Origin of the sequence: Azonexus hydrophilus (assembly GCF_905120355.1) — a bacterium.
GTDB lineage: Bacteria > Pseudomonadota > Gammaproteobacteria > Burkholderiales > Rhodocyclaceae > Azonexus.
Genome location: NZ_CAJHOB010000005.1, coordinates 124901 through 151823, shown reverse-complemented (window position 1 = coordinate 151823; position 26923 = coordinate 124901). Strand labels below are relative to the sequence as shown.

Genomic DNA, 26923 nt, shown 5'->3' with positions numbered 1-26923 from the left:
GCACCCGGCCGGCCCTGTGGCAAAATACTGCACCCGCACATTCTGCTGGCCAACCCTGGCCTGCGGTTTTCTCTGGAGAGCGTAGCACGATGGGCAGCCCGCACGATGTAATGAAGATGATCGAGGAAAACGACGTCAAATTTGTCGATTTCCGCTTTACCGACACCCGCGGCAAGGAACAACACGTGACCGTGCCGGCCTCGGCCTTCGATGAGGAATTCTTCGAAAACGGGCACCCCTTCGACGGTTCATCGATTGCCGGCTGGAAGGGTGTGCAGGCCTCCGACATGGTCATGATGCCGGATGCCAACACAGCCTACATCGACCCCTTCTACGACGAAACCACGCTGGTCCTGACCTGTGACGTAGTCGATCCCGCCGATGGCCGCGGCTACGACCGCGACCCGCGCTCCATCGCCAAACGCGCCGAAGCCTACCTGAAGTCCTCCGGCCTGGGCGATACCGCCTTTTTTGGCCCGGAACCCGAATTTTTCATTTTCGATGGCGTCGAATGGGCCGTCGACATGTCCGGCTGCAATCTGAAGATCCACTCGCACGAAGCCGCCTGGGGCTCCGGTGAGAAAAACAACGGCATGGGCGCCAGCGGCCACCGGCCAACCGTCAAGGGCGGCTATTTCCCGGTCCCACCGGTCGACAGCCTGCATGACATCCGCTCGGCCATGGTGCTGACCCTGGAAGCGCTGGGCGTACCGGTGGAAGTACATCACCACGAAACCGCCAGCGCCGGCCAGTGCGAGATCGGCACCAAATTCTCCACCCTGGTTCAGCGGGCCGACTGGACCCAGATCCTCAAATACGTCGTGCACAACGTCGCTCACCAGTACGGCAAAACGGCGACCTTCATGCCCAAACCCATCGTCGGCGACAGCGGTTCCGGCATGCACGTGCATCAATCGATCTGGAAAGACGGCAAGAACCTCTTTGCCGGAGACGGCTACGCCGGCCTGAGTGAATTCGCGCTGTTCTACATTGGTGGCATCATCAAGCACGCCAAGGCGCTGAATGCCATCACCAACCCGGCCACCAACAGCTACAAGCGCCTGGTGCCGCACTTCGAAGCGCCGGTCAAGCTGGCCTACTCGGCAAAAAACCGCTCCGCCTCGATTCGCATTCCTTTTGTCGCTTCGACCAAGGCCCGCCGCGTCGAAACCCGTTTCCCCGACCCGGCGGCCAATCCCTACCTGTGCTTTGCCGCGTTGCTGATGGCGGGCCTGGATGGTGTGCAGAACAAGATTCACCCCGGCGACCCGGCCGACAAGAATCTCTATGACCTGCCGCCGGAAGAAGACGCCAAGACCCCGACCGTCTGCGCCTCCCTCGACGAAGCGCTGACCGCGCTGCACCAGGACCGCGATTTCCTGACCCGCGGCGGCGTCTTCTCCAACGACTGGATCGATGCCTACATTGCACTCAAGCGGGGTGAAGTCACACGGCTGAACATGACCACCCATCCAATTGAGTACGAAATGTATTACAGCTGCTGATCTGCCAAGCAGCAGTAATGGATTGTAAAAAAGGGTGGCCTGCCACCCTTTTTTCGTCCACAACCGACAGACTCCGGTACACTGGCCGCCCACCCCGGACCATGACAGTGACACAAACGCCATGACCCACAAGCTCATTCCCTTCCTTTGCGCCCTGCTGCCAATGGCAGTCAGCGCTCAGACCATCTACCGCTGCACCGACGCCAACGGCGGCGTGCTGATTTCCAGCAGCCGGGTGGACAAGAATTGCCAGGCCATCGCGGTGGACCCACACAACACCCTGCCGGCCCCAAAGGCGCGCGCCAGCAGCACCCCCACACCGGCAAGCTTTCCGCGCGTCCAGGACGACACGCAAAAAGCCCGCGACAATGATCGCCGCCACATCCTGGAACAGGAGCTGAGTGGCGAGCAGAAGCGGCTGGACCAGGCGAAAAAGGATCTCGCCGACCAGGAAGCACGCCGCGCCACACCGGAGCAACTGGGCCCCTACCGTGACCGTATCGCCCAGCACGAACGTAATCTGCAGGCGATTCAGAAAGAGCTCGGCAACTTGCGCTGAACCGAGCTGAACCCTTGTCCAGGCCGCACCTGCGGCCGGCCTGCAGCAGCCAGACTCGGCGCTGCAGCGTACCACTCCTTCAGCGCAGCTTCACCCTCGCCCCACCTTGTACCAGGCGGCATACAAAGCCGGCAGGAAAAACAGGGTCAGGGCGGTGGCGACGATCAAGCCGCCCATGATGGCAATCGCCATCGGACCAAAGAAATCGTTACGCGACAGCGGCACCATGGCCAGCACCGCCGCCGCTGCCGTCAGGGCAATCGGACGCAACCGGCGTACGGTGGATTCGACGATCGCTTCGGTGCGCGCCTTGCCGGCCGCCAGATCCTGTTCGATCTGATCGACCAGGATCACCGAATTGCGCATCACCATGCCAAACAGGGCAATGGTGCCGAGCAGGGCCATGAAACCGAAGGGTTTGCCACTGACCCACAGGAACAGCACCACACCGATGATGCCCAGCGGCGCCGTCAGGAGCACCATGATGACGCGCGACACGTTCTGCAACTGAATCATCAGGATGGTGATGACCGCCAAGATGAACACCGGCAGCCCCGCTGCCACCGAATCCCCCCCCTTGGCCGATTCTTCGACCGAACCGCCGGTTGCAATCTGGTAACCCGACGGCAACTCGGCACGGATGGCATCGATCCCCGGTCGCAGGGCATCAACCACGGTTGCCGGCTGCGTATCTCCATACAGATTGGCGCGCACGGTGATGGTCGGCACCCGGTCACGCCGCCAGATCAGCCCCGGCTCGAACACCGGCGTCAGATGCGCGATCTGGGCCAGCGGCACACTCTTGCCGCTGGCCGTCGGCAGCATCAGGCTGGCCAGTTGTTCGGGGTGCAGACGGGTATCGCCTGCCGCACGCAGCACCACATCCACCCGCTTGTCGCCTTCGCGCAGCGTGGTTGCCGGCTGTCCCTGCAGCGACAAGGCCAGCAACTGGGCAATATCCTGACTGGAGATACCGAGCAGGCGCGCCTTGTCCTGATCGATTTCGATGCGCACCGCCTTGCTCTGTTCGTACCAGTCGAAATTGATGTTGGACAGGCGTGCGTCATCGCGCATCCGCGCCGCGACGCGCTCGGCAAGCGCGCGCAGCACCTCGATATCCTCGCCGGACACGCGGTACTGCACCGGATAGCCGACCGGCGGACCATTTTCGATCCGCCCGATATTGGCCCTCACTCCGGCCGGATGCGCGGCATAAAAATCGATCAGGCGCTGACGCAAGGCCTCCCGTTCCGCGATGCCCGGCGTGACGATGATGAACTGGGCAAGATTGGCGGCCGGCAACTGCTGGTCGAGCGCCAGGTAGTAGCGCGGCACGCCACTCCCCACCCAGGTAATGTAGTGACTGAGTTGCCCATGCTCAGCGCGATCAGCGGCCAGCCAGTCTTCCAGCTCCGCCACTGCCCGCTCGGTCGCCAGCAATGAAGCCCCCTCCTGCAAGCGCAGTTCGACGTTGAGTTCCAGGCGCGTGGAATTGGGGAAAAACTGCTTCTGCACATGCTGCATGCCATAAATAGCGAACACGAATGCCAGCGCCGTAGCCACCACCACCCGCCAGCGGTGCGCGACGCACCAGGCGACCAGGCGGCGGAAACGCTGATAAAACGGCGTCCCGTACACATCATGATCGTCACCATGCACCGGTGCGCCGAGTCCGAGCCGCTGCGCCAGCCGCGCCACACGGGGAAAACGGCTGGGCGGGCGTGGCGCCCGCGGATCGGGCAGCAGTTTGTAGCCCAGCCAGGGAATCGCCACCACGGCAGCCAGCCAGGAAATGAGCAAGGCGATGGCGTTAACCTGGAAGAAGGAAAAGGCATATTCGCCCGTCGCCGATCGGGCAATCGCGATCGGGATGAAACCAGCCACCGTGACCAGCGTGCCCGACAGCATCGGGCCCGCCGTACTGACGAAAGCGAACGAGGCGGCGCGGGTCCGTTCCCAGCCTTGCTCCATTTTCACCCACATCATCTCGACCGCGATGATGGCATCGTCCACCAGCAACCCCAGGGCCAGCACCAGCGCGCCCAGCGAGACTTTGTGCAGACCGACGCCAAGCAGATGCATGCAGAGGAAGGAAGCGGCCAGCACCAGCGGAATGGAAATCGCCACCACCATACCGGTGCGCATCCCGAGACTGAGGAAGGTCACCGCCATCACGACGATCACCGCCTCCGCCAGCGCCTTGATGAAGGCATCGACGGAGCGGCTGACGGCAACCGGCTGGCTGATGGCTTCTTCGATCTCGACGCCGAGTGGCAGGGTCTGGCGCAGTGCCTGCACGCGCTGCGTCAGCGCCTTGCCCAAGGCGATGATGTCGCCTCCCGGTGCCATGACGACACCGATCGCCAGCGCCTGGCGACCGTTATAGCGCACGAAGGCTGCGGGCGGATCGCTCAGACCGCGATGCACATGGGCCACATCGCCCAGCCGGAAGGCGCGGCCATTGGCACGGATCAGGGTGGCCGCAACAGCATCGACGCCATCGAGCGCGCCATCCGGACGCAGGGTGATGCGTTCGTCGTGCATCTCGAAGAAACCGGCGCCGCTCAGGGCATTCTGCTGCGCCAGCGCCTGCATGATCGCGGCCGGTGTGATGCCCAGGGTGGCGAGCTTGGCATTGGCCAGATCAACGTAGATTTTTTCGTCCTGCACACCAAAAATTTCCACCTTGCTGACACTGGGCACCTGGCGCAGCTCATCGCGAATCCGCTCGGCCTGATCTTTCAGCAGAGGCTGGCTGAGGCCATCGCCGGTGAGCGCGAAAATATTACCGAACACATCACCGAACTCATCATTGAAGAAGGGACCGGCGATGTCCGGCGGCAAGCTGACGCGCAGATCGCCGATGCGCTTGCGCACCTGGTAGAGGGTTTCCGGCATCGCCTTCGCCGGCAGGCTTTCCCGGGCGTAGAAGATCACCGTCGATTCGCCGGCCCGCGAGTAACTCTGCAGCTTGTCCAGTTCGGCCATGTCCTGCAGCTTTTTCTCGATCCGCTCGGTAACCTGTTGCGTCACCTGCGTCGCCGTTGCCCCGGGCCACAGGGTGCGGATCACCATCACCTTGAAGGTGAATTGCGGATCTTCGGCCTGCCCCAGCTGGCCATAGGCAAACGCCCCCATGAGCGCCAGGGCAAACATGAAATACCCGACCAGGGTACGGTGATGCAGGGTCCAGTCGGACAGGTTGAAACGCGTATTCACGGGATACCGGCTCAGCGTTGCGCTGCCGGCGGCGGGGCCGGACGCGCGCTCACCGCCAACCCCTCGCTGAGCAGATTGATGCCGGCAATCACCACATTTTCTCCTGCCGCCAGGCCCGCACCGAGCAGGGCGCCATCGGCGCGGAAGGCCGTCACCTTCACCGGCCGGGCGCTCAACTTGCCGTCTTTCTCCACCCAGACAAAACTACCTTCACCACGGTCCCCCACTGCCGCCAGCGGCACCAGCACGCCGGCACTAGCCTCATTCGCTGGCGTGACACGCGCCGTCATGCCCAGGCTGACGCTCGGCGGCGGCGCCAGCAAGCGGATGCGGGCCGCGTAGGTACGGGTCTGCGGATCGGCGACACTCGCTAGTTCGCGCAACTCGCCGCGCATCTGCTCCTGCGGTGCCACCCAGAGCTGCACATTGAAGTAGGGCGCGGCGCGCACCTCGGCCAGCCGGCTCTCCGGCACCGCCACCAGTACTTCCTTCTCTTCCGGACGTGCCACCCGCAACACCGGCTGCCCCGCCGCCACCACCTGGCCGGCATCGGCCAGCACAGCGCTGACCACGGCGGGGAAACTGCTCACCAAAGCGCCATAGGCCGCCTGATTGGCACTCAGCTGGCTTTGTGAACGTGCCTGTTCCAGACGCGCACGGGCCGCGTTGAAGGCATTGTCGCGGCTGTCGAAGGCGGCCTGGCTGACAAACTTCTTCGCCAGCAACTCGGCGTAACGCTGGCGCTCCGCACTGGCTGTCGCCAGATCGCTTTCCGCCGCCGCCAGCTGTGCCGCTGCGGCACTGGCGGCCAGACGCAGATCGGCCGGGTCGAGTTCAGCCAATAACTGACCGGGGCGGATTTCCTGGCCGCTATCCACCTGCCGCAGCAGGATCTTCCCCCCCACCCGGAAGGCCAGATCAACTTCATGCCGGGCCCGAACTTCACCCGTCAGCACACCCCCTCCCACGGGTGCCAGCACGGCAGCCTGTACCAGCACGCTGCGTGGAGCACTCATCGTCTCCGGCGCCGGCTGGCAGGCCGTCAGCAAGAGCGCAAGCAGAGCGCCGGCAAGACAGGAAAAGATTGAAGAACGGCCATCAGCAAACATGCAGCGCCCCAGCTCAAATAAGCGCCGGATTATGAGGGAGCGCAGGCCGGCATGGCAATGCGCCACATCAAGAGGGCGCTCCCTATGAGGCAACACCTGTTAGAGAACACGGTTATACCCACAGTGGGACAGCTGCAATACGCGTAAAAGCGGATAGTTTTCGGATATAGCACTGCGGCACGCAATACCGCACTCGACGATTTTTGAACGCACCTCGGCGACAAACTCATCGATAGACATGATTTGACCGCCAGCAATGGTGTCCCGGCCTTTGGGGTGCGAGGGAAATACCGCGATTTGACGCAGCTGAGTTTCTGGCGGCAGCCATGAAAAAACCTCAGCAAAAATGAGTTTGCGTGCCGCCTCGAATTTTTTGGCATATCTGGTCTCGCGCGTATCCCATGTATGAGCATCAACCGACGGCTCGTAATGGACAAGATCACTGGTGTGCGGGTTGTAGCCGATGACATCAAGCTCCATCTCCCAGCCACCATGTTTTAGCCGACCAACCTTGGTATTTCGACGCACCAAATAGCCCTGCCAGTCGAGGTATTCAACGATGAGTGATTCAAGGTGGGACATAGTGCGCTCTACCTCTGTAGGTTTATAACGAAGACACTTTGCATGCGAGCACATGAAAGCATTTTTCGGGCAAGGCCAGCAAGCCACCTAGAGACGGTTAGTAACAGGCTTGAGCATCGCCATCACGAAATCGCATGGCGACCATCAGATATCAATGAGATACCAAACCATTCGGTAGTTTTACCAACGATGCAAAGGAGTTTGTAGTAAAGAGCCCGTGCATTGATTCAATCAAGCAAGCTGCGTGCCGCCTCGTAGCGCTGGGCAAAATAGCGGTTGCTCATCTGTTCGACACGCACGGCACCATTGCTCGACGGCGCGTGGATGAAGCGGTTGTCACCGATGTAGATCCCCACGTGCGAGAAAGGGCGGTTCAGGGTATTGAAGAACACCAGATCACCGGCACGCAACTCGTGGCGGCCGACCGGACGGCCCTGGCGGGCGATGTCGGCGGCACTGCCGCTGACTTTCAGGCCGGCGGCCTGGCCGAAAACGTAGCTGACCATGCCGCTGCAATCGAGACCCGCTTGCGGATTTTTGCCGCCAAAGCGATAACCGGTATCGATCAACGTCAAAGCATAAAGCGCGACATCGGCCCCGGCCGGGCTGGCGGGACGGCGGCTCTGCGCTATAGTTTCCCCCTCTCCGGGCGGACGCGGTGCCGGGCTGCCGCAGGCAGCAAGCACGAACGCGACACCCAGGGCGGACAAGAGGGAAGACAGGGACAAGCGGCAGCGCATAGGCAATCCGGTTTCTTGAAATCCGCATAACGTAACGTTTTTTCAGGATTTTTCAAAATGGTTAACTTGCAAAACCCGGCTTTACTGCGTACCTTCAACTATGTGGACGGCCAGTGGATTGCCGCAGACAACGGCGCCCTACTGGCCGTGCACAACCCGGCCAACGGCGCCCTGCTGGCCGAGGTGCCGCGCTGTGGGGCAGCGGAAACCCGCCGTGCCATTGCCGCCGCCGAAACAGCGCTGGCCGAATGGCGGGCACGCCCGGCCAAGACCCGGGCACAGGTCTTGCACGCCTGGTTCCGCGCCATCAACGACAACGCCGAAGATCTCGCCCGCCTGATCACTGCCGAATGTGGCAAGCCGTTGGCCGAGGCGCGGGGAGAGGTGGCCTACGGCGCCTCTTTCGTCGAATGGTTTGCCGAAGAAGGCAAGCGCACCTACGGTGAGACCATTCCCAGCCCGCAAGCGCACACGCGGCTGCTGACGATCAAGCAGGCAGTCGGCGTCTGTGCCGCCATCACACCGTGGAATTTCCCGCTGGCCATGATTACCCGCAAGGTAGCGCCGGCGCTGGCCGCTGGCTGTACGGTGGTGGTAAAACCCGCCGAAGCGACGCCGCTGACGGCGCTGGCCCTAGCCGCGCTGGCTGAGGCCGCGGGCTTGCCGGCAGGCGTATTCAATGTCGTGAGCGGCGACCCGCAGGCCATTGGCGGCGAACTCTGCGCCAATCCCACCGTACGCAAGCTGTCGTTTACCGGTTCGACCGCCGTCGGCCGACAGTTGATGGCGCAATGCGCACCGAGCATCAAGAAGCTGTCACTGGAGTTGGGCGGCAACGCGCCCTTCATCGTTTTCGCCGATGCCGATGTCGACGCTGCGGTGGAAGGCGCTTTGGCGGCGAAATACCGCAACACCGGGCAAACCTGCGTCTGCGCCAACCGCTTTCTGGTGGAGGACAGTATCTACGAGACGTTTGCCGAAAAACTCGCCGCCCGCGTCCAGGACCTGCAGGTGGGCGCAGGCGATGAGGCCGGCGTGCAGCAGGGGCCGCTGATCAATGCGTCGGGGCTGGCCAAGGTCGAAGCGCATGTGGCGGACGCCCTGGCACAGGGGGCGCAGGTACGCTGTGGCGGTGCACGCCATGCGCGCGGCGGCAATTTCTATCAGCCTACCGTCCTGACCGAGGTCACACCTGCCATGCGCGTCGCCCGCGAGGAAAGCTTCGGCCCGCTGGCGCCCTTGTTCCGCTTTTCCGGCGAAGCAGAGGCTATCGCGCTCGCCAACGCAACCGAATTCGGACTGGCCGCCTACGTATACACACGCGATCTCGGCCGCGCCTGGCGGATGGGTGAGGCACTGGAATACGGCATGGTCGGTGTCAATACCGGGCTGATTTCCAACGAAGTGGCACCGTTTGGCGGCGTCAAGCAATCCGGCCTGGGCCGGGAAGGTGCGAAATACGGCATCGAGGAATATCTGGAAGTGAAGTACCTGTGCCTGGCCATCAACTGATGCAGGATGCCGCTCAGCCGTTGCCGTAGCGCTCCCGGTACCAGGCGATGAACTGTGCCAGCGGCATCGGCTTGCCATACAGGTAGCCCTGGCCGACCTGGCAGCCGAGTGCGCTGACGGCAGCGTGGGCAGCATCGTTCTCGACGCCTTCGGCAATCGGCAGCATCCCCAGGTCGCTGGCCAGATCGACGATGGTGCGCACCACCCGGCGCGCATCGGCGCTTTGTTCCATGGCGATGACGAAAGAGCGGTCAATCTTGATTTCCTGCACCGGCAAGGTGACCAGGTAACTGAGCGAGGAATAGCCGGTACCGAAATCATCAAGTGCCAGCCGGCAACCCAAGGCGCGCAAACGTTCCATGTTGGCCAGCGCAAGCGTGCGGTTATGCAGCAGGGCCGATTCCGTCAGTTCCAGAGTCAGACGGCTGCCCGGCAGGCGCCAGGTGGTGAGACACTGCGCCAGCAGCTCGGGCAGATCGGCATCGAGCATGTCGGCAGCGGTCAGATTGAATGACAGGCCGATACCAATGCCGGCAGCATCCAGTTCACTCAAGGTCCGCAGGGCAGTACGTACCAGCCAGTCGGTGTATTGCGTGCGCCAGCCATTGCTCTCGATCAATTCGATGCTTTTCGCGGGCGGCACGAACTGGCCGTCGTGCTGCCAGCGCAGGAGCAGTTCGGCGTCGATGCAACGGCCGTCGGTCAGATCGACCTGCGGTTGCAGATACAGCGTCAGCCTGTCCTGAGTCAGCGCTTCCTGCAGCGGCACGAGCAATTGTTCGCGCTGCTGCCAGCGTTCGCCCAGATGCGGCTCGTACCAGGCGCAGGCCTGCCTTTCCCGGCGCGCCTGCCAGCGTGCCAGGCGGGCAGCCTTGAGCGCATTTTCCGCATCCTCTGCATGTTCCGGCAGGGCCACACAGCCGATCGCCGTATGCATGGGCACCCGCCGGCCACTGAGCAGCAGCAGGGGGGGCTCGAAACTGCGGCTGATTTGGGTCGCGGCAAGCATCACCTGCGCCGGCGTCTGCAGCCCATTCAGCAACACCAGCCACTCATTGTCGCGGCCGCTGAAAATCTGGTCTTCCGGACGCAGACAAGCCGCAATGTGCTCGGCCAGCAGGTAGGGAATCTGCTGCAGATCGGCAGCGGGCAGGCTGGTAAACGCTTCGCGATTGCTGGCGCTGATCGACAGCAGGCCGAACAGTTCGCCGGCGAGCAGACGTTCGCGTACATTGCGCAGGGCAATCAGCTCGCCGGGTAATGCGTCCTCGCTCTCGCCGCGCGCCATGCTGCTCAGATCGATGACACTGATGATCGCCGCCAGAACAGCCCGGCGCAGACAGGTAAACAGATTGATGATGACGCGGCTGACACTGCCGCTGTCACCCAATAGTTCGTTTTCGCACTGCGCCACCACGGTGAAGAACAGGCGGAAGATATCAGCCTGCGCGTAGCCGCGACTGGTCAATGTCTGCCAACCTGCCACCCATTCTCGCTGCCAGCCGGCATCGGCCAGCGCCAAGGGCAGCCACTCGGCGATCACGAGGAATTCCAGCAAAGCCAGATCGCCCTCGGCTGCCGCCAGGTGCGGCGCCAGCGCTCCGCGCCAGATTCCACTCAGGCCACGCAGGGAACTGAGATCATCCTCGCTCAGGGCAAAGGCGGCCAGATCGAGCTCGCTCACCTGATGGTCTTGTGGCGACGGCGGATCAGGCGAGAAAGTAGTCATGTTGTGACAAGTCGTAAGCGCCGCGCGGCAAGGCTTTTTGAATACGCAGATGATCACACTCCACTGCGCGCAGGTCACGCAACCGATAGCTGCGCAACACCGTCTTGTCAGCGTCGAGAAGAATCAGAACACGCGGGCGAGCACGCTGTACCCGGTTCTGCAGCAGTACGACGCCCACCTCGCCATTGCTCAACTCGACCAGAGTGCCGACGGGATAGAGCCCGACACACTGGGCAAACTGTTCCATCAGCACCGGGTTGAATTTCTTGCCGCGCAGGCCAAACAGGATTTCCAGCGCCTGCTGATGTCCGGTCGCCAGGCGGTAGGGGCGGTCGCTCAGCATGGCGCAGAAGGAATCGGCCAGCCCCAGAATTTCGGCATTCAGGCCGATCTCCTCGAAACGCAGGCCACGGGGATAACCGCTGCCATCCCAGCGCTCGTGATGCCGGGCAATGGCCTGCAGTATGTCGGTTGGAAAATCAGCCTGGCGCAACAGCAATTCCAGCGATGCCGCGACATGTGCCCGAATCTGCAGTACCTCCTCGGCAGTAAGCGCCTCCCGTTTGTTCAGGATGGCGGCGGGAATCTGCGTCTTGCCCACATCCTGCAACAGCGCGGCAACCCCCAGTTCGAGCAGGGGCGTGCCACGCCAGCCCAGGTGATTGCCCAGCAGCAGGGCATGCACGGCGACTTCCATGGCGTGATCGAAACTGTAATCGTCGACCGTCTTCAGCCGCAACAGCCACATCAGCGCATCGGGATTGCGCCGCAGGCTGCCGGCCAGATCGCCCACCCCTTCGCGCAATTGCCCCAGATCACAGCCCTGTTCCGCCTTGGCACGCTGGAAGGTCTGCTGCAGGGCGTGCTGCAAAGCTTCGTAACGCGGTTCGATGTGCACGATCTCGCGGCCCAGGGCGATCGCTTCGTGATCGTCCTGCTGCCGCTGCAGAAAATTGAGTAGTCGCCGCCGCTGCTCAGCCGGTGCCGTGGCCTGCAACGGTCGCCCCGGTGGACCGCGACGGGCCAGTTGGGGCGCTTCTGCGGCCAGCGTTGCCGCCCGCAACTGGTGCGCCGGATTGACGCGCTGGGAAGCGGCATACTGATCGAGAATTGAGCGGCTGCGGTCAATCTGCACAAAACGGCACTTACTGGCGAAGGTATCGATCTGTTCCGGAGTGCTGATGACGAAGCCCTGTAACGCGAAATTGAATTCGGTCCACGGGCAATCGGGTTCGACGATGAACATGCCGATCTTCAGTTCGGCGACGGGGACGATTTCCATGGTTCTCAGCTAATGTTCAATTCCTGCCGTGCCAGTTGACGCAGGCCGAGCAGGGGTAAGTCAGCGATCTGGCGCGTCGGGCACGTAAGGTGTGGCGCAAGCAGCGGGCTGGCGCCACCCGACAGCAGGCAGATGCTGTCCGGCCAGGCTGCCCAGACGCGCTCGATGGCACCGAGTTGCGCGAAGAGGGTGCCGGTATGGATGGCATCGGCCGTGGTTTGTGGCCAGCGCTCGCAAGCCCCCTCGGCCAGCGGCAGAGCAGCGGTATCGCGGGCCAGCGCCTGGCGCATCAGGGACTGACCAGGCAGGATGAGTCCCCCGCGAAAATTCCCTTCTGCATCGAGCACATCGATGGTGGTGGCGGTGCCCGCCATGACCACCAGCAGATTGCCCGCCTGCAGACTGCGGGCGCCGAGCAAGGCGCACCAGCGATCCACGCCCAACTGCCCTGGGTTCTGATAGCCGTTACGCACCCCTGCCGCTTGCGCCGTGCTACGCACACTGTGCCACTGCGCAGCGAAACCGTGCAGAACCGCACGTAGCTGCGCCTCGATGGCCTCCCCCGCGACATTGGCACACAGAATGTGCTGCGGTGGGGGATAAGGCGCCAACAGCCCCGGCAGACTGGCCAGCGCCGCATGCTCGAGACTGCCGCTGCAACGCCAGCGGTCATCCGTGGCGGCGCTCAGACCATATTTAATGCGGCTGTTGCCGCAGTCGAGACAGAGCATCATGACGCACGCAGACTGACATCGCCGGCCAGGATGCGGCGCAGGCCAGTGGCAGTTTCCAGCAACAGGGCGCCATCGGCATCGACCCCCCGGCAGTATCCGCTTTCTTCGATCGCTCCTTCAGCAAGCAGGCTGACCGGACGATCCTGCCAGGCGTGATGGCGCATCCAGTCCGCACGCAGCGGCGCAAAGCCGACGCTGGTGAACGCGTCCAGCCGACCGGCCAGAGTGCGCAACATCTCCGCCAGCAGGATGTGACGGGCGGGCAGGGCGGGCAGGGCTTCAGCCAACCCGGCCACGGGAAAAGCGAAATCACCCTCCGGCGGGCGCAGGTTCAAACCGATGCCGATACAGGCCAGCATGCCACGGCGGTCACTGGAAAGTTCGATAAGCACCCCCGCCAGTTTGGCAAAACCGTCTTCCCGCACGAGCAGCAGATCGTTCGGCCATTTCAGAGCGAGGCCAGCTGCCCCCAGCGAATGCAGGGCTTCCAGCACGGCCAGGCCGACCACCAGGGACAGGCCACTGGGCTGGCAGCCCGCAGGCAGACGCCAGAGCAGGGAAAAAGTCAGGCTGTCGGCCGGTTGCGCGGCCCAACTGCGCCCCCGACGACCGCGCCCGGCCCACTGCCGCTCGGCCAGCACGACGCTGCCGGAGGGCGCACCGGCGGTAGCCCGGCGCAGCAGTTCGCTGCTGGTGGAGTCGCATTCGGCCAGCACATCAACATCAAAACGCCCGGCCAGTGAGGCAAGGCGTTCTTTCAGCAAAAGCGTGTCGAGATGGGGCATGCGCCCATTCTACTATGCTCCCGGACTGCGCGTCTCACCGCACCCCGGGCGGTGGCGCCGGGGGCCGGCCCGGCGGCGGGGGCGGAATACCCGCATCGCCACTACGTAACGGTGCCTCCTGCGTCAGATTGCCGGCGACCGGCACCCGATGCCCCTGGGCGTACATGCACTGAACGTAGGCGTTGTCGTACTGCCGCTGACTACCCACCGCCGATTGCCGGCCGGCATCGCTACCCGCAGCACTGCCGGCAATCAGGCCAACACCGGCGCCGACTGCTGCACCACGGCCACTACCGCCGATAGCCAGGCCAGCAACGGTGCCAATGGCGGTCCCGATTGCCGCCGAATTGAGCGTCGCCTGCCGCTGGTTGTCGCTGGCGCTCTGGCCGCCGATCTGACGCAAGGCATCGTCACGGCACCAGGTTTCATCGGCACGAAATCGCTCCAGGCTCATGCCGGTGCCGGGCAAGACCATCACCGACGGGCCGGTCGGCACAGTCGTGCAGGCGCCCAGCAACAAGACGACAGGCAGGGCCAGATAGAAACGCGAATATTGAGGCACACGCATCGGAAGTCCTTTCATTCCTGCAGTGCAGGAGCAGTGGCGGGTGGGGCAGACGGTTCCGGCAATACCGGTAACCAGCCCTGCGGGCAAACACTGACCGCCGGGTAATAGTCCCCGGCCGACCGGCAGTAATACCAGTATTCGGCTGCCTCTGGCGCCGGCCTGGCCTGTTCGACATAGACGGGCGGCGGCGCCGGTGGCATCACGATCACCGGCGGAGGGTAATACGGCCAGGGCGCCGGATACCAGAATGGGCTCCACACCGGGCCGACATAAACCCCCACCCGGGCCCGTGGCCCGTGCGCCCACGCGCTCTGGCCGGCAAGGCAGAAGGCGAGGAGGAGCAAGGTGATTGATCTGGCAATTTTCATGGCGGAATCCCGGTAGCCCATGCCGCAGGATAGACCAGCAGCGCTGCGGAGAGGAGAGGCGAATTGCTACAGGTTGTAAACCGGGCACAAAAAAGCCGGGATGTCGCCATCCCGGCCTGCGACCTGCAATTGAAAATCAGAGCAGGTTCAATTTCTTTGCCTGCTCACGCAACTCGGCACGGAAATTCGGGTGAGCAATGGCGATCAGCGCCTCGCAACGCTGCTTGGCGGTTTTACCGCGCAGTTGCGCCACGCCGTATTCGGTCACCACGTAGTTGATGTCGTTCTTGCTGGTGGTGACATGGGTGCCCGGCGTCAGGGTCGGCACGATACGCGAGATGGTGTCGTCCTTGGCCGTAGACGGCAGCACGATGAACGCCTTGCCGCCGTTGGAGCGATTGGCGGCGCGCACGAAATCGGCTTGGCCACCGGTACCGGAATACGGCTTCGGGCCGAGGGTTTCCGAGCCGCACTGGCCGAGGAAATCGATCTGCATGGTGGCGTTGATGCAGTGCAGGTTGTCGTTCTGGCCCGCCAGGAAGGGATCGTTGGTGGTATCGACCGGGTGCATTTCGATCGACGGATTGCGGTTGATGAAGTCGTACAGCTTCTTCGAGCCTAGGGCGAAGGTGGCGAGCATCTTGCCGCGATTGACGTTTTTGCGGCTGTTGTCGATGACCCCGGCTTCGACCAGGGTCATGATGCCGTCGCCCACCATTTCGGTGTGCACGCCAAGGTTGTGCTTGTTGGTCAGCTGCATCACCACGGCGTCAGGAATACCGCCGTAACCGATCTGCAGGGTGGCTCCGTCAGGAATCATCTCGGCGACGTGGGCGCCGATGGCTTCCTGCACCGGACCAATTTTCGGCAGACCGACTTCGAACAGGGGATCGTTGCTCTCGGTCAGTGCGGCCACCTGCGAGATGTGGATGTGGCAGTTGCCGTTGGCAAACGGCACGTTCGGATTGACTTCGAGCACCACGGCCCGGGCCTTTTCAACCGCCGCCATGGTGTAGTCCGGGCCAAGGGAGAGAGAGAAGTAACCGTATTCGTCCATCGGCGACACAATGGCAAAAACCACGTCGGCCGGGGTCATGTTGCGGCGGATCAGCATCGGCAGTTCGCTGAAGTAGGCGGGAACATAATCCACCCAGCCTTCCTGGCCGCCCGGGCGGGTCGCGCCACCGAAGAAATAGGCGCTATGACGGACGTTCTCGACCGTTTCCGGATCAATATAGGCGTACTTGCGCAGGGGCAGGATCTGCGAAACGACGACGCCATGCAGCTTGTGCCGCGCATCCGACAAAGCGTGCAGGAGAGCAGGGGGTTCGGCGGCGCCGGTAGGGACGACGATGGTGTCACCATTACGGACGAACTGCACGGCATCGGCTGCCGACATGCGTTTGGATTGATACATGGACTGCACGGACATACGCTTCTCCTGAACTTTTTTCTTTGGATTTTGAAGAAATACCGGGCGCCATTGTCTATAGAAATCCGGGGCGAATCAAACCTCTTTTATGACGCAGTGCAGCATTCACGGTTTGCGGTTACTGCCCGCCACCATCCGTATTTCAAACAATCGGCACTCCAGGGGGCCATTGTAGAGAGGCGTCTTGCGACTGGGTTTGAGCCCCATCAATTTGGGCAGGCGCAGATCGGCCGTGAAGAAGAAACAGTTCCAGCCCGCCCAGTGACGCTTCAGGACTGCGCCCAGCTGTGGATAGAATGCCGCCAACTCTTCCTGCTCGCCCAGGCGCTCACCGTAAGGAGGGTTGGCCACCAGCGTGCCGGCCGGCGCCGGCGCGCTGAGCTCCAGCAAATCCGCCGTATCGACCCGCACCCACTGGCTGAAACCGGCCTCTTCCAGATTCCGCCGGGCAGCCCGTACGGCGCGCTCGTCATGGTCGGAACCACGGATGTCCAGCTGTGCCGGATTTTTCACCCGCGCCAGTGCAGCATTGCGGATGTGCGTCCACAGCGCGGCATCAAATTTTTTCAGGCGCTCGAAACCGAAGTGCCGGTCCAGGCCGGGCGCCCGATCGAGGGCCATCTGCACCGCTTCGAGGAGGAAGGTACCGCTACCGCACATGGGATCAACCAGCGGTGTATCCGGTTGCCAGCCGCTCAGTTTCAGGATGCCGGCGGCCAGATTCTCCTTCACCGGCGCATCCACGCTGGCCCGGCGAAAACCTCGCTGCCACAAGGGCTGACCGGACGTATCCAGATACAGGGTGCAGCGATCGGCGGTCAGGAAAACATGCACACTGACATCCGGATAGCGGGTATCGATGTTGGGGCGCTCACCCGCATCTTCGCGGAAACGGTCGCACACGGCATCCTTGACGCGCAGGGTGACGAAATCCAGCGATTTGAGCGGGCACTTGATGGCGGTGGTGACCACCCGGAAAGTGTTGGCGACGGAGAAATGATTCGGCCACAACTGCCGCACCGCCAGCCGGTAAATATCGTCTTCCCGGGTATAAGGACCGGTCACCAGGTGCCACAGGATGCGGGTAGCCAGGCGCGATTCCAGATTGGCGCGATAGCACACCGCCCAGTCACCGGCAAAGTGCACGCCGCCGTGCGTGATCTTCAACTCGGTTGCACCGAGCGCGGCAAGTTCATCCTGCAGCAGCGTTTCCAGGCCGCGCGGGCAGATGGCGAAATAGTGGTTCATGATCAGAAAGGCTTGAGAACAACGAGGAAAATGACGGCCAGCAGGACCAGCACCGGCACTTCATTGAAAAAGCGGAACCAGACATGCGATTTGCGATTGGCGCGCCCGCGAAAAGCGTTCAGGAGGCTGCCGCAATAGAGGTGGTAGCCGGCCAGAGCCGCCACCAGAGTGGTCTTGGCGTGCAACCAGCCGCCGGAAAAACCATAGCCGAACCACAGCCACAGGCCGGTGACGATGGTCAGTACCGCCAGCGGCGTCATGAATTTGAACAGTTTCCCCGCCATCAGCAGCAGGCGGTCGTACTCTGCCGCGCTCTCCGCCGGCACCATGGCCAGATTGACGAAAATGCGTGGCAGATAGAAGAGTCCAGCGAACCAGGACACCACCATCCAGATGTGCAGTGATTTTACGACGAGCATCCATTCCTCCGGGTCAGTGTTGCGGCGATGCCGTCCAGTACGGAGTCGACTGTCGGATGCCGCAGGCGTAAGTGCAGTTCAGTTTTCAGGCGGTCGTTGCGGATGCGCCGCGATTCCCGCATGAAGGAAAGCTGTAGCGGTGTCAGCACCTCCTGCAACTGCTGCCGCGACAGACGCGGCGGTGCGGGCAGATGGCAGGCGGCGGCGACACGGTCAAAGTAATCGGCCATTTTCAGGCTGCTGTCATCGACGACGTTGTACACCCGTCCCGGACGACCGTGGCGCATGGCCGCACAACAGGCAGCCGCGAGATCGTCGGCGTGGATATGGTTGGAATAGACATCCTCCGCCGCCAGCAAAGCCGGGGTGCCCTGCTGCAAGCGCGCCAGCGGCAGACGTTCGGCGGCATAAATGCCCGGTGCGCGCAGGATGCACACCGTCACCCCCTGGCGCCGTCCCCAGGCACGCAGGGTGGTTTCAGCATCGACCCGGCGCCGGGCGCGCGCACTGTGCGCGGCCCCAGGGCGGGTTTCGTCGATCCAGGCACCGCCGCAATCGCCATAGACGCCGGTGGTGCTAACGTAGATCAGGCGGCGTGGTAGACTCGCCGCGCGCGACAGGCTGGCCAGCAAATGGCGGGTCCGGCTGTCGCATTCGCCGTGTGCGGGCGGCGGCGCGAGATGCAGGACGGTGTCGGCCAGACCGGCCAGGCGACGCAGACTGGCGGGCTGATCGAGGTCACCGAGAATGGGCCGGGCGCCAGCGGCACGCCAGGCAGCAGCGGCCGCCACATCGCGCACCAGCGCATACACGCGGCACGCGCGCGGCAGTTGACAGAGGATGCGGCGGGCCACGTCCCCGCTGCCGACAATCAGGATTTTTTGCACGCCGGCATTGTAGCCGACGACCAAGGAGTAAGGATGTCCTACCAGATCACCGTCCAACCCAGTGGCCGCCAGTACGTGGCCGAAGCCGATGAAACCCTGCTCGATGCCGCCCTGCGGCAAGGCCTGCAGCTACCGCATGGCTGCCGCGACGGGGCCTGCGGGGCCTGCAAGGGCAAGGTGCTGGGCGGCGAAGTCGATCACGGCAAGGCCAGGCTCAGTGACGCGGACCTGGCGGCCGGCCTGACCCTGTTCTGCTGCGCCCGTCCCCGCAGCGATGTCACCATCGAATGCGCCCAGTTGCGTACCCGCGATGCCCTGCCGGTCAAGACCCTGCCCGCCCGCATCGAACACCTGGACAAACCGGCCGCCGACGTCCTCATCCTGCAACTGCGCCTGCCCGCTGCCGAAACCCTGGATTTCCATGCCGGGCAATACATCGACATCCTGCTCAAGGATGGCCGCAAGCGCAGCTTTTCCCTGGCCAATGCACCGGCCGCCGGCGGTTTGCTGGAACTGCACATTCGTCATGTGCCGGGCGGCGCATTCACCGAACCGCTGTTCGCCAGCGCCAAAGTGCGTGACATCCTGCGCTTCGAGGGGCCGCACGGTAGCTTCTACCTGCAGAACCCGGAACAGAAACCACTGATCCTGCTCGCGGGCGGCACCGGCTTTGCGCCGATCAAGGCCATTGTCGAGCAAAGCCTGAGTGCGGGCGAACGCACCCCACTGCATATTTACTGGGGTGCACGCCGGCCTGGCGATCTGTACCAGCATGCTCTGGCTACCCGCTGGGCAGCGGAACACGCCCACATCCGCTACGTCCCCGTCCTCTCGGAAGCGGCTGTGGAAGATGCCTGGAGCGGGCGCACCGGCCTGGTGCATCAGGCCGTGCTGGCGGATTTTCCCGATCTGTCCGCGCATCAGGTGTACGCCTGCGGCGCGCCCGCCATGATCGACGCCGCCCGTAGCGATTACATCGGCCAGCGCGGTTTGCCGGAAACAGAATTTTTTGCCGATGCCTTTACCTATGCTGCGACCTGAGAGCGCATACAGCGGGCAATTTTTCGCCGCCTTGCAGGCGCCGGAACGGCTGCAATGAACAGTACGCCTGCCCGCCAGTTTGCCCTGCAGGGCGCTGCCGTCATTCTCGTGCTGTCGATCGCCTGGCCGTATTACGGCTGGGGCAGTGAAGCCTTGCCCTGGCAGCAGACCAGTCTGGCGATCGGCGCCGTTGCCCTGGCCTTTGCCACCATCGCCCGCCAGGCCTGGTGGTGGCGGCTGATCCACGCCCTCTTCATGCCGGCGATCTGGCTCACGCACCAGCTGGCCATCGATCCGGGCTGGTTCCTGCTGGCCTTCATCCTGTTGCTACTGGTGTATCGCGGCGCCCTGTCCGGCCAGGTGCCGCTCTATCTGTCCAACCGGGCCACAGTGGCGGCACTGGATGAACTGCTGGGCGAAGAAGAAGCGGCCCGTTTTCTCGATCTGGGCGCCGGCCTGGGCAGCACCCTGGTGCCATTGGCCGATGCCTGGCCGGAACGGCAGTTCACCGGAATCGAAAATGCCCCGCTGACCTGGCTGGGCGGACGCATCCTCAGCCTAGGCCGAGCAAATATCGACTGGCGCTGGGGCGATTTGTGGCAAACCTCGCTCGCCGACCATGATCTGGTGTATGCCTTTCTTTCCCCGGCGCCGATGACCAAGTTGTGGGCCAAGGCGCAGGCAGAAATGCGGCCGGGCAGCCTCTTCGTCAGCAACAGTTTCCCGGTCCCCGGCGTGACGCCATGGCGGGTGATCGATGTTGCTTGCAACCCGCCGCGCCCGCTGTACTGCTATCGCATCGCATGTTCGCCAAGCTGAACCGCACGCCGGAAAAATTCGCCCTGTTCGCCGTGCTGGTGGGCACGCTGGCCGTGCTGTCAGCCTTTCTCATCGATCTCGGCCTGTCCTATCGCGATGAACTGGCCCGCGGCGAACGGGAACTACAGCAATTCACCAGCATGATGGCCGAACATACCGCCCGTGCGGTCGAGGCCATCGACATCCTGGCGCGGGAAATCGCCACCGATCTCTCCCTCAACCGCCCCGACTGGCCCGACTGGTCGCCACTCAAGGGATGGGAATACGTCGCCCAGCGGCATTCACGGGCCATGCCGCAACTGCGCGATCTGGTTATTTTCGATGCCAACGGCAATCAACGCTTCATCTCCACCCACTTTCCACCGCCGCAGATCAACGTCAGCGACCGACAATATTTCATCGACCTGCACCGCGGCGCCTCGTCCTCGACATTCGGACCGTACATCGGACGCAATACCGGGCGCTATGGGTATGGCGTGGCCCACCGCCTGACCAACAGCGCCCTGCCAGACGGCAATCGCTTCGCCGGCATTGCCTACGCCACGCTGGAGCCCAGCTACCTGCAGGATTTTTGCTGGCCGGGACGACCCAGTGATGATTTCGACGCCATGCTGATCAATCGCAAGGGCGAAATCGTCGGCTCCTGTCGCCCTGTAGACATGACGGCACACTCTGGCATTCTTGGCCGCCAGGTCGGAGAGGTCCTGTTTGCCGGCACACTGCGGGGCGTGCTACCCGACAATGGGGTCGCCCGAGCACGCGGTTACCTGATGTCGACTTCGCCGGTACCGGGCTTCCCCGATTTACGCTTGACGGCGGCGATCTCCGAACGCGCCGTATTGCTGCCTTGGCGTGAGCGCTTTGCGCAAATTGCGACACTGGCGATCCTGCTTTCCTCGATCCTGTTTTTTGGCCTGCTGCTGCTACGCCGCCAGTTCAACGACCTGCGCCGGCTGACGGCAGCCATCGAAGGCCACCGCAAAAAACTGGAAGAGCGGATCGAACAGGCCACAGCCGACCTGCTGCACGAAAAAGATCTGGCGGAACGTGCCAACACCGCCAAGAGCCGCTTCCTGGCAGCAGCTAGCCACGATCTGCGCCAGCCCCTGCACGCCATTGCCTTGTTCAGCACCGATCTACTGCGGCAGCTGGACAGCGCCACGCCGACGCACCGTATTGCGCAGCAGATCAACCAGTCCGCCCAAAACCTGGGGGAAATGCTCAACACACTACTCGACATCTCACGTCTCGATATCGGCGGCACGCAGGCGCATCCGCAGACTTTCCCACTGCAAGAACTGTTCGCCTCGCTGGAAAAAACCTATGCCCGCCAGGCCGAAGCGGCGAACCTACGCTTACGTTTCAGGAAAACCCGGATCTGGGTACACACCGACCCCCAGTTGCTCGGCCAAATTCTTGGCAACCTCATCACCAATGCTTTGCGCTACACACCGGCAGGTGGCAGCGTCCTGGTCGGCGTACGGCAGGAAAGCGCCGCCGGGGAATTGCGCCTCGAAGTCCGCGACAACGGAATTGGCATCGCTCTCGCCGATCAGCAACACGTTTTTGCCGAATTCTTCCAGGTCGCCAATACCGCACGCGAGCAAGAAGGCGGGCTGGGACTGGGACTCTCCATCGTGCAACGTCTGGCGCGCCTGCTGGCGATCGAAATCAGCCTGCGCTCACAAGTCGGACTGGGCACCTGCTTCGGGCTGCGGCTGGCTCGCGCCGAGCCCGTCAGCGCTGCAGCAACTGACCTGCACACGGACGACAACGCCAATCTACTGTATCTGCATGGCGATATAGCAGCGCTGCAGCAGTGCCAGACGCTGGTAGAGCGCTGGGGGTACCAGACCCGCTACTGCGATGACGCAGACTGCCAGCACCTGCCCTCGGGCAGCATCGTCCTGTGCCTGGCTGACGCCATTCCCGAGGTGGCGACGGCGGTCGACCTGATCATTCTCGGCGACATCAGCCCCTGCCCGCCGGGCGCTTACTGCCTGCATCTGCCACTCCGTCCGGCCCGCCTGCGCGCCGTGTTGCAAACCTGCCGCGACCGGTAAGCCATCACTCACTTCTCGTCGGATTCAGTCGACACAAATTCCAGACCATAACGTGCCGCCGCAACCAGGGCCTGGGTGCGACTGGTCACGCCAAGCACCTTGAAAATCGCCGTCGCATGAATCTTGACGGTACCTTCAGACAGGTTCAGCTGCTTGGCGATCAGGCGGTTGGACAAACCTCGCACCATCAAGTCCAGCACCTGCGCCTGACGCTCGGTCAGACCGATCTCCTCCGGGCGCACGCCACGACCGGTAGCTGGCGGTGGCGGCGTCAGTTTATCCAGACGCGCCACTTCCGGCAGACTGGGGCGGTAGATATTGCCTTCCAGCACATGCCGCACGGCATGCAGCAATTCGCTGCCGTTCAGGGCTTTGGGAATGAAGCCGGAAGCGCCCAGGTGAATGGCCCGGGTTACCGAAGGCGGGTCATCGAAGGCTGACACCACCACGACCGGCATGGCCGGATAGCGCCGGCGCAGGATGTCCAGGCCGGAAAAACCATCCACGCCCGGCAGCGCCAGATCGAGCAGCATCAGATCGTAGTCACTGTCTTCGTCGAGCACATCGAATGCGTTCTCCAGATCGGCGCACTCCTGCACGCTGACCCCCTCTTCCATCTGCCGCAACAAGCCCACCATGCTCTCGCGCACCAGCGCATGATCTTCGACCACCAAAAATCTGTACATGACCATTTCCTGTAAAAGAGGCTGCTAATCTAGCATCGTGTGGCACAAAGTGGTTTAAGATCAACGAAACGACACAACGGGAGGCCGACATGATGCAGAACCCTGGCAATGACCCACTCAATTTCATGCGCAATCTGTGGGGGAACATGGGTTTCTCCCTGCCTGGCATGGTGGCGCCGACCTTCGATGTGGATGAGCTCGACAAGCGCATCAAGGACATGAAGGCCGTGGAAGGCTGGCTGCGCATGAATCTTTCAATGCTGCAGATGACCATCCAAGGGCTGGAAATGCAGCGTACCACCGTGGGCACCGTGCACGCCATGGGCCAGATGGCGTCACAGGCCGCACAGCAGATGCAGAACGAATCTGCCGCAGCGCCCGAGGCCGCAGAAACCGACGCCGAAGTTCCCGCCTTCCTCACGGAAGCGATGATGTTTCCCTGGCAGATGATGCAGCAGATGCGTGAACATCTGGAACAAATGCAGCCGGAACCCCCTCCCGCTCCAGAGGCCAAACCAGAGCCAGCCGCCAAGGCGCCACCGAAAAAACGCAGCACCCCCCGCGCCGGCGCGACGGCGAAGAAGAAAACGACCTGATCCGCTCAGGGCTGCCCGGCGGCAAGTAACCAGGCAGCCCAGAGCGGCAAGGTGAGCATGGCACCCAGGGTGCTGGCAGAAATCAGCCAGGCGACACTGCGGCCATCCCCGCCCATGCGCATGGCCAGGATATAGGCTGACGACGCGGTCGGCATCGCGGCAAATAGCACCACCACCTGATAACTCAGCCCATCCAGCCCGAGCAGATGGCCGATGGCCGCCGCCACCAGTGGCAGGGCCAACAGCTTGACCGCGAGCAGCCAGCCGGACAAAAAGCGGACGCCGGCGACGCCGTCCAGACGCAAGGCCGCGCCAACCGTCAGCAAACCCAGCGCAATCGAGGCATCTGCCAGGCGGCCAAGAAACGCCTGTAGCGGCGCCGGCGGCAGAAAGCCGGCAAGATTCAGCAGGAATCCCCCGGCAGTAGCCCAAATCAGCGGATTACGTGCAATTTCCCGCCAGACACCAACGGTCCCGTGCCGTGCCAGCATCCACACCGACACCAGGTTGGCAAACGGCACGGCTGCTCCGAGAATCAAGCCCATGGTGGCAATGCCCGGCGTACCGAAAAGCATGCCCACCACCGCCAGGGCAATGTAGGAATTGAAGCGGTAACCGCACTGGAACAGGGAGGCAAAATTGATGGGCGCCACCTTCAGGAAGGGGCGCGGCAGCAGTCCCAGCAACATGCCGGCGGCCATCGCCGCAAACGCTGTCAGCAACAAGGGCAGGGCCGCTCCCAGATCGAGCTGGGTGCGCAGGATGGCATTCACCAGCAGCGCCGGGAACAGGATGAAATACACCAATTTTTCCACCCCCTGCCAGAAGTGATCGCCCAGATGCATCCAGCGCCGGATCAGGGCGCCGAGCAGGATCAGGGAAAAATCGGGCAGCAACAGGAGGAGGGTATGCATGGGCGAATTCTAGAAAAGCCCGCCCGAGTTGTGGATTCGTAGAAACCACAAATCTGCTTGACCCATCGTCATAAACCCGAAATACTCGCCGGATGGAAATCCTCTCGCAACTGCAATGGTGGCACTGGCTGGTCGGCGGCATCATCCTGATCGTCGCGGAACTGGCAATTCCGACCTTCTACCTGATCTGGTTCGGATTGGGGGGGCTGCTGGTGGGATTGTCGCTGGCCCTGTTCGATCTCTCGCCCACCGCCCAGATCCTGCTCTGGATCGTTGCCTCACTGGCCTTCACCTTCATCTGGTTCCGCTTCTTCCGGCACGACACGCGCACCCTGAGTGGCAGCGCCGATGGCGAAGTTGTCGGCGAAATCGGTCTGGCAGTCGCCGCCATCGCCCCCTTTGCCAAGGGTCGCGTCCGTTTCCAGCGCCCGCTCCTGGGCTCCGAAGAATGGACCTGCCTCGCCGATGAAGCCATCGCCGCCGGCGACCGGGTACGCGTGGTGGCGATTGAAGGCAATTACCTCAAAGTCGTCAAAAATTAGTCACAGGAGAAATCGAGATGGAAGTTGGACTGACCGTTGCACTTGCACTGCTCGCCTTTGCCGTCATCACCATCGGCAAGGGCGTACGCATCGTGCCGCAGGGCGAGGAATGGGTGGTCGAGCGTCTGGGCAAATATCTCAACACCCTGAAGCCGGGCCTGAACATCGTCATCCCCTATCTGGACAACGTTGCCTACAAGCTGATCACCAAGGACATCATCCTCGACGTCCAGGAGCAGGAGGTGATTACCCGCGACAACGCCGTCATCCTGACCAACGCCATCGCTTTCGTGAAAGTCACCGACCCGGTCAAAGCCGTTTATGGCGTGACCAATTTCTCCGAAGCCATCCGCAACCTGATCATGACCACGCTGCGCTCCATCATCGGCGAAATGGAACTCGACGAAGCCCTGTCGTCGCGTGACAAGATCAAGGCGCGACTGCGCGAAAGCATCGCCGATGAAGCCATCGACTGGGGCCTTACGGTGAAGTCAGTGGAAATCCAGGACATCAAGCCGTCGCAATCGATGCAGAAAGCCATGGAAATGCAGGCCGCAGCCGAGCGCGAACGCAAGGCGGTGGTCACCCGCTCCGAAGGCGCCAAGCAGTCCGCCATTCTGGAAGCCGAAGCCCGTCTGGAGTCAGCCAAGCGCGACGCCGACGCCCAGGTAATGCTGGCCGAAGCCTCCGCCGAAGCCATCCGCCGCGTCACTTCCGCCATTGGCGACCACTCCACACCGATGGCTTACCTGCTCGGCGAGAAATACATCGCGGCGATGGAACGCCTGGGCGAGAAAGACAACGCCAAGCTGGTCGTGTTGCCAGCCGACCTGCAGGAAGCGGTCAAAGGCCTGTTCGGACGCAAGGCCTGAAATCCACCACCCGCAGTACTTTGAGCCGCCGGCTGAACTCCGGCTCCCTGCTGGAAAAAATGATACTTGCCGCCCTAGCGCCTCTCACCTCGGCGGTGCCGGCGGATCCGTATCATCGTATTGCTTGCGCAGCCGGTTCAAGCCCTGCTGGAAAGCTTCCGCATCGCCATAGTCGAAGAATTTCGGATAGCGGTCGTGTGCGGCCCGAATACGGCGGGCGTGCTTGATCGGGCACCAGTATTGCTCGGTACGTGCGGCAATCTCGCGGGTGTAGGCAGCGACACCGTTGCCGTACGAGCAGTAGAAGCAGTTGAATTTTTCGACCAGATTCAGATAGGGCAGGTCGGCCCGATCGAAGACGATGTAATCGGCCCGGCGCACGCGCGGGATGCGATAGACGCGAAAGCAGATGTGCTGATAAACCGAGACGAACAGATCCATCAGCACAAAAGGAATCCAGCCCGCGTAGATAACCGGCGCGGTCAGCAGCACCAAAAAACGGGAGCGGATCAGGAAACGGAACAAGCCGGTCTTGTACCGCCGCTGCTGACGGGCGAATTCGTCGGCCAATTCGGCCTTCTTGCGTGCCCAGTCCTCACGCGCCCGGCGGTACTCGCCGTCGAGTTCGTCCTGCAGAGCGGCAATTCGCCCGAGTAATTCATCAATCTTACTTTTCATCGCGTCCCTCCGGTCAATTCGCGATCATGCCCGA

The 26923-nt window shown here is 62.7% G+C and carries 26 protein-coding genes; 9 read left to right on the top strand and 17 right to left on the bottom strand.

All coding sequences use genetic code 11. From position 1 onward, the window contains the following. Positions 1-89 precede the first annotated feature (89 nt). Together glnA and JYJ39_RS05620 are read left to right on the top strand one after the other, a co-directional pair. On the top strand, positions 90-1505 hold the full coding sequence (gene glnA, locus JYJ39_RS05625) for a type I glutamate--ammonia ligase (RefSeq protein ID WP_205202766.1): 1416 nt from the start codon (positions 90-92) through the stop codon (positions 1503-1505). A gap of 121 nt (positions 1506-1626) precedes the next feature. Further along, entirely contained in the window at positions 1627-2064 is a 438-nt protein-coding gene (locus JYJ39_RS05620; protein ID WP_205202765.1) for a DUF4124 domain-containing protein, read from the top strand. A gap of 90 nt (positions 2065-2154) precedes the next feature. On the opposite strand, the gene JYJ39_RS05615 is transcribed toward JYJ39_RS05620, so the two are convergent. The 4 genes from JYJ39_RS05615 to JYJ39_RS05600 all read right to left on the bottom strand — a co-directional run bounded on the left by JYJ39_RS05615 (position 2155) and on the right by JYJ39_RS05600 (position 7714). After that, positions 2155-5283: an efflux RND transporter permease subunit gene (locus tag JYJ39_RS05615; RefSeq protein ID WP_205202764.1), complete on the bottom strand. Its 3129-nt coding sequence runs from the start codon at positions 5281-5283 to the stop codon at positions 2155-2157. Positions 5284-5294: 11 nt separating this feature from the next. Beyond that, entirely contained in the window at positions 5295-6392 is a 1098-nt protein-coding gene (locus tag JYJ39_RS05610; RefSeq protein ID WP_205202763.1) for an efflux RND transporter periplasmic adaptor subunit, read from the bottom strand. 99 nt (positions 6393-6491) lie between these two features. Then, a complete protein-coding gene (locus tag JYJ39_RS05605) occupies positions 6492-6974 on the bottom strand; it encodes a hypothetical protein (RefSeq protein ID WP_205202762.1) in 483 nt (160 codons plus the stop codon). 227 nt (positions 6975-7201) lie between these two features. Continuing rightward, positions 7202-7714 carry a C40 family peptidase gene (locus JYJ39_RS05600; protein WP_205202761.1) on the bottom strand — a complete coding sequence of 171 codons (513 nt, stop codon included), beginning with the start codon at positions 7712-7714 and terminating at the stop codon, positions 7202-7204. 57 nt (positions 7715-7771) lie between these two features. Between JYJ39_RS05600 and JYJ39_RS05595 the strand changes: the two genes are divergently transcribed. Then, the gene (locus JYJ39_RS05595; protein ID WP_205202760.1) at positions 7772-9226 is read left to right on the top strand and encodes an NAD-dependent succinate-semialdehyde dehydrogenase; all 1455 of its coding nucleotides are present in this window, start codon (positions 7772-7774) and stop codon (positions 9224-9226) included. Positions 9227-9239: 13 nt separating this feature from the next. Here the strand turns inward: JYJ39_RS05595 and JYJ39_RS05590 are convergent, their stop codons facing one another. The 10 genes from JYJ39_RS05590 to JYJ39_RS05545 form a co-directional block, all read right to left on the bottom strand. Beyond that, positions 9240-10955, bottom strand: a complete 1716-nt coding sequence (locus tag JYJ39_RS05590) for a putative bifunctional diguanylate cyclase/phosphodiesterase (protein ID WP_205202759.1) — start codon at positions 10953-10955, stop codon at positions 9240-9242. Further along, entirely contained in the window at positions 10936-12237 is a 1302-nt protein-coding gene (locus JYJ39_RS05585; RefSeq protein ID WP_205202758.1) for an HD-GYP domain-containing protein, read from the bottom strand. The genes JYJ39_RS05590 and JYJ39_RS05585 overlap by 20 nt, the downstream gene beginning before the upstream one ends. A gap of 5 nt (positions 12238-12242) precedes the next feature. Then, a complete protein-coding gene (locus JYJ39_RS05580; protein WP_205202757.1) occupies positions 12243-12971 on the bottom strand; it encodes a type III pantothenate kinase in 729 nt (242 codons plus the stop codon). After that, on the bottom strand, positions 12968-13756 hold the full coding sequence (locus tag JYJ39_RS05575; RefSeq protein ID WP_205202756.1) for a biotin--[acetyl-CoA-carboxylase] ligase: 789 nt from the start codon (positions 13754-13756) through the stop codon (positions 12968-12970). Before JYJ39_RS05575 ends, JYJ39_RS05580 begins: the two co-directional genes overlap by 4 nt. A 34-nt stretch (positions 13757-13790) precedes the next feature. Next, positions 13791-14324 carry a glycine zipper family protein gene (locus JYJ39_RS05570; protein ID WP_205202755.1) on the bottom strand — a complete coding sequence of 178 codons (534 nt, stop codon included), beginning with the start codon at positions 14322-14324 and terminating at the stop codon, positions 13791-13793. 11 nt (positions 14325-14335) lie between these two features. Beyond that, on the bottom strand, positions 14336-14692 hold the full coding sequence (locus tag JYJ39_RS05565; RefSeq protein WP_205202754.1) for a hypothetical protein: 357 nt from the start codon (positions 14690-14692) through the stop codon (positions 14336-14338). Positions 14693-14828: 136 nt separating this feature from the next. After that, positions 14829-16124, bottom strand: coding sequence for an acetyl-CoA hydrolase/transferase family protein (locus tag JYJ39_RS05560; RefSeq protein WP_205202753.1), 1296 nt, complete (start codon positions 16122-16124; stop codon positions 14829-14831). A gap of 105 nt (positions 16125-16229) precedes the next feature. Continuing rightward, entirely contained in the window at positions 16230-17375 is a 1146-nt protein-coding gene (locus tag JYJ39_RS05555; RefSeq protein ID WP_205202854.1) for a THUMP domain-containing class I SAM-dependent RNA methyltransferase, read from the bottom strand. Next, complete coding sequence (locus tag JYJ39_RS05550; RefSeq protein ID WP_205202751.1) at positions 17375-17791, bottom strand: CopD family protein; 417 nt, start codon at positions 17789-17791, stop codon at positions 17375-17377. Before JYJ39_RS05550 ends, JYJ39_RS05555 begins: the two co-directional genes overlap by 1 nt. Then, positions 17779-18678: an NAD-dependent epimerase/dehydratase family protein gene (locus JYJ39_RS05545; RefSeq protein ID WP_205202853.1), complete on the bottom strand. Its 900-nt coding sequence runs from the start codon at positions 18676-18678 to the stop codon at positions 17779-17781. Before JYJ39_RS05545 ends, JYJ39_RS05550 begins: the two co-directional genes overlap by 13 nt. Positions 18679-18711: 33 nt before the next feature. Here JYJ39_RS05545 and JYJ39_RS05540 point away from each other — a divergent pair, with 33 nt between their 5' ends. From JYJ39_RS05540 to JYJ39_RS05530, 3 genes are read left to right on the top strand one after another with little or no spacing between them, the layout of a single operon-like run. Then, on the top strand, positions 18712-19719 hold the full coding sequence (locus JYJ39_RS05540) for a CDP-6-deoxy-delta-3,4-glucoseen reductase (protein WP_205202748.1): 1008 nt from the start codon (positions 18712-18714) through the stop codon (positions 19717-19719). 54 nt (positions 19720-19773) lie between these two features. Continuing rightward, entirely contained in the window at positions 19774-20538 is a 765-nt protein-coding gene (locus JYJ39_RS05535; protein ID WP_205202746.1) for a class I SAM-dependent methyltransferase, read from the top strand. Continuing rightward, on the top strand, positions 20523-22601 hold the full coding sequence (locus JYJ39_RS05530) for a sensor histidine kinase (RefSeq protein ID WP_205202744.1): 2079 nt from the start codon (positions 20523-20525) through the stop codon (positions 22599-22601). Before JYJ39_RS05535 ends, JYJ39_RS05530 begins: the two co-directional genes overlap by 16 nt. A gap of 8 nt (positions 22602-22609) precedes the next feature. Here JYJ39_RS05530 and JYJ39_RS05525 read toward each other — a convergent pair whose 3' ends face one another. Further along, on the bottom strand, positions 22610-23287 hold the full coding sequence (locus JYJ39_RS05525) for a response regulator transcription factor (RefSeq protein ID WP_205202742.1): 678 nt from the start codon (positions 23285-23287) through the stop codon (positions 22610-22612). 89 nt (positions 23288-23376) lie between these two features. Here JYJ39_RS05525 and JYJ39_RS05520 point away from each other — a divergent pair, with 89 nt between their 5' ends. After that, entirely contained in the window at positions 23377-23883 is a 507-nt protein-coding gene (locus JYJ39_RS05520) for a PhaM family polyhydroxyalkanoate granule multifunctional regulatory protein (protein ID WP_430622467.1), read from the top strand. Positions 23884-23888: 5 nt separating this feature from the next. Here the strand turns inward: JYJ39_RS05520 and JYJ39_RS05515 are convergent, their stop codons facing one another. Beyond that, positions 23889-24797: an AEC family transporter gene (locus JYJ39_RS05515; RefSeq protein WP_205202740.1), complete on the bottom strand. Its 909-nt coding sequence runs from the start codon at positions 24795-24797 to the stop codon at positions 23889-23891. A gap of 92 nt (positions 24798-24889) precedes the next feature. On the opposite strand from JYJ39_RS05515, the gene JYJ39_RS05510 reads away from it, so the two are divergent. Together JYJ39_RS05510 and JYJ39_RS05505 are read left to right on the top strand one after the other, a co-directional pair. Beyond that, entirely contained in the window at positions 24890-25339 is a 450-nt protein-coding gene (locus JYJ39_RS05510; protein ID WP_205202738.1) for an NfeD family protein, read from the top strand. Between the two features lie 17 nt (positions 25340-25356). After that, the gene (locus JYJ39_RS05505; protein WP_205202736.1) at positions 25357-26211 is read left to right on the top strand and encodes an SPFH domain-containing protein; all 855 of its coding nucleotides are present in this window, start codon (positions 25357-25359) and stop codon (positions 26209-26211) included. An 84-nt stretch (positions 26212-26295) separates the two neighbouring features. Here JYJ39_RS05505 and JYJ39_RS05500 read toward each other — a convergent pair whose 3' ends face one another. Then, positions 26296-26889, bottom strand: coding sequence for a hypothetical protein (locus JYJ39_RS05500; RefSeq protein ID WP_205202734.1), 594 nt, complete (start codon positions 26887-26889; stop codon positions 26296-26298). Positions 26890-26923: the final 34 nt, after the last annotated feature.